General features: G+C 61.6%; 2 protein-coding genes. Both read right to left on the bottom strand.

What is annotated here, in order from left to right; genetic code table 11:
* Nucleotides 1-480: 480 nt before the first annotated feature.
* Nucleotides 481-783 (bottom strand): UBP-type zinc finger domain-containing protein, encoded by a 303-nt coding sequence (locus MRBLMC3_RS13435; protein WP_192669725.1) that lies wholly within the window; start codon nt 781-783, stop codon nt 481-483.
* A complete protein-coding gene (locus MRBLMC3_RS13430) occupies nt 780-2,423 on the bottom strand; it encodes an FAD-dependent oxidoreductase (RefSeq protein WP_363829571.1) in 1,644 nt (547 codons plus the stop codon). Before MRBLMC3_RS13430 ends, MRBLMC3_RS13435 begins: the two co-directional genes overlap by 4 nt.
* Nucleotides 2,424-2,862 lie beyond the last annotated feature (439 nt).

Here is a 2,862-nt window from a genome sequence, read left to right as displayed (position 1 = left end):
GCAAGCGGGAGCGCTCGAGTCTCTCAGTCACGGGATGCTTGCGACTAGAACCGGGTGATGTTTCACCTTATCACAATTGAGCGAACCCGAAGAGCCCTGTATGACCCGCATTACGTAGAGCGGGGATCGGGCACATTAGGGCGATGATAGTAAATTGTCGCGTCACGGCACGGCATTTTCTGATCGTGTCTCTGCCAATGACAAGTTTCGGCGAAACCCGTCATTCAAGGTTGCGCCCGGGAATGGCAGAATTGTCCCAGCACTCGTCATTCAAGCGCCCTGCGGCGACGGTGAACCAACGACCGGTTTCGACGCCCCAGCTAGTGCCTCCGAATGTCTGGTTTGTTGGCGGCGCCTGACAGTGGCATGGTCTGAATGAATGCTGCAATGAACGCGGCGGCAGCGCGAACGGTTTGTCGAGCCCCAACCGCATGTTCCGCCACCCTATCATGCGACAGCACGCAGGGAATGGTGAATCCCTCAAACATATCGCGGGATCGGCCCCACCTGCGGAGTCTGATCGGGGAGATCGACCATGACCTCATCCACATAGCACCATCCCCAACCCTCCGGCGGGTCATAGCCCTCGATGATCGGGTGCTGGGTCGCATGGAAATGGGCAGAGGCATGGCGAAGGGGCGAGTCATCGCAACAGCCGACATGACCGCAGGTTCGGCATAGGCGCAGATGAACCCAAGGGCTGCCGATTTTCAAACATTCTTCGCAGCCGCGCGCCCTGGGTGTGACCGTATCGATGGCGGACAAGTGGCTGCAGACCGTCATGCTTCCTCCTTCGCCGCTCGTTCGGCTATCAAGCTGTGGATCTGGGCCACTACTGCGGCGCCGTCGCCCACCGCTGCCGCAACGCGCTTGGTCGATCCTGCCCGGACGTCGCCGATCGCGAAGATGCGCGGCCGACTCGTCTCCAAGGACAGCGCATTCGCGCCGGCAGTCACGAAACCCTTGGCATCGGTCTGGACGCATCCTTGCAGCCACTCGGTATTGGGATCGGCGCCGATGAACAGGAACAAGTGGCGCAAGGCGCAGCGGTGCTCGGTTCCGTCTTTCAAATTACGAAATGTCGCCGCAATCAGACCGGTGGCGCGGTCGCCTTCCAGTGCGATGACCTCGGAACCGACATGAACTTCGACATTGGGAAGGGCGGCAATGCGGTCAATTAGATAGCGCGACATTGTCTCGGACAGGTCGCGCCTAACGAACAGGTGGAGGCGTTTGACCTGCGGCGCCAGAAACACGATGGCCTGGCCGGCAGAATTTCCTCCGCCGACAAGCGCGATCTCCTCGCCCGCACAGAGTCTAGCCTCGATCGGCGATGCCCAATAGGAGACGCCCGCCCCCTCGAACTCCGCAAGGTTCGGGATGTCCGGCCGACGATAGCGCGCGCCTGAGGCAATAACCAACGCCTGTGCCTGGATGCGACGGTCTCCAGACAGGTAGAGCATAAGTGGGTCCGACGTGCAGTCGAGCCTTCCCACCTTGACCGGAACGGCGATTTCCGCGCCGAATTTCAGCGCTTGATTGAAGGCCCGTCCGGCAAGCGCCTGGCCGGAAATGCCGGTCGGGAAGCCCAGGTAATTCTCGATCCGCATCGATGCGCCGGCCTGACCTCCAACGCCGCGTTCATCGAGGACGATAACCGATAGCCCTTCGGAAGCGGCATAGACCGCGGCGGCCAGACCCGCCGGCCCGGCCCCCACGATTGCGACGTCATAAAAGGCGTCCGGATCCAGAACAGGCGTTATGCCGAGGCAGGCCGCCAACTCCTCGTCGCTTGGCCGCCTCAACAATGTGCCGTTCGGACAAACGACCAGGGGGAGTTCGTCCGGCAGGATTCCCGTTCGCTCCACCAAAGCCCGCCCTTCTTCGTCGGTGGAAGAATCGAGAAAAAGGTAGGGATAGCCGGTGCGGGTCAGGAAACCCTGGAGGCGCACAAGGTCGGGGCTGCCAGGCACGCCGATCAATATGGTGCCGGCCCCGCCCTCTTCGATGAGGCCGACCCGGCGCAGGATCAGGGCTCTCATGACGATCTCGCCCACATCGGCCGATCCAATCATCAAGGCCCGCAGATGAGCGGAATCGAAGGGTAACGCAATGCAACCTGCGGCACCCGCACGACCAGCCGCGATCGAGGGGCGACCGGCAAGCTGATTGACTTCGCCGCTCAGTTGCCCGGCGCGATAGGTCGTGATCACCGCCTCCTGATTGAGACCGTCGCGCCGCACGACCTCGACCGTGCCCTCCAGAACCAGCCATGCCGGTGCGCCCTGTTCGCCGATGGCATAGAGCGACTCACCCGGCGCGAATTGCCGCGCACACCCACTGGCAAAACGGCGCGCAGTCGCGATCTGAGCATCGGTCAGAACGGGAAACATCTGATATGCGCGCGTGTCCAGAATGCTCATGCATGCGAGTCCGGTATCAAGCGAAATGCGTTGCGCAGGGTATCCGAAGTCCTGCCGCAATCCCAGTCCTTCGCACGCGGCAACACGACGGTCAGCGATCTCCCCTCGTGCAACTCCGGCAGCATCGGGGAGAACATGAATGAAGGGTGACTACGACGGAAGCCCTCCCAGCCTGTGAGCGTCCGCTTTGTTGGCGGAATCCGGCGTTGCTTTGACTGGCATCCGAAGCAGGCAGATCCGACCAGCATACGTCGTTCGGTAGTCATCGGGTGAACGGCCGCCCATGACAGAACCTGCCGTTCATCCCAACCTGAAGACCCGCTCCGCTTAACGGAGCTGGAAACCAAGCTTCTCCGCGAGCGCCAATGTCTTCGAGGGCTGCGTGGCCGGATCCTAAGCGAGGCCGCTTGCGAGCAAATGTTTAAATCCCTTGAGCAGC

This window comes from Sphingobium sp. LMC3-1-1.1, from assembly GCF_040676285.1.
Classification (GTDB): domain Bacteria; phylum Pseudomonadota; class Alphaproteobacteria; order Sphingomonadales; family Sphingomonadaceae; genus Sphingobium.
The sequence above is the reverse complement of the archived record's forward strand: the minus strand, read 5'-3'. Positions and strand labels throughout refer to the sequence as shown.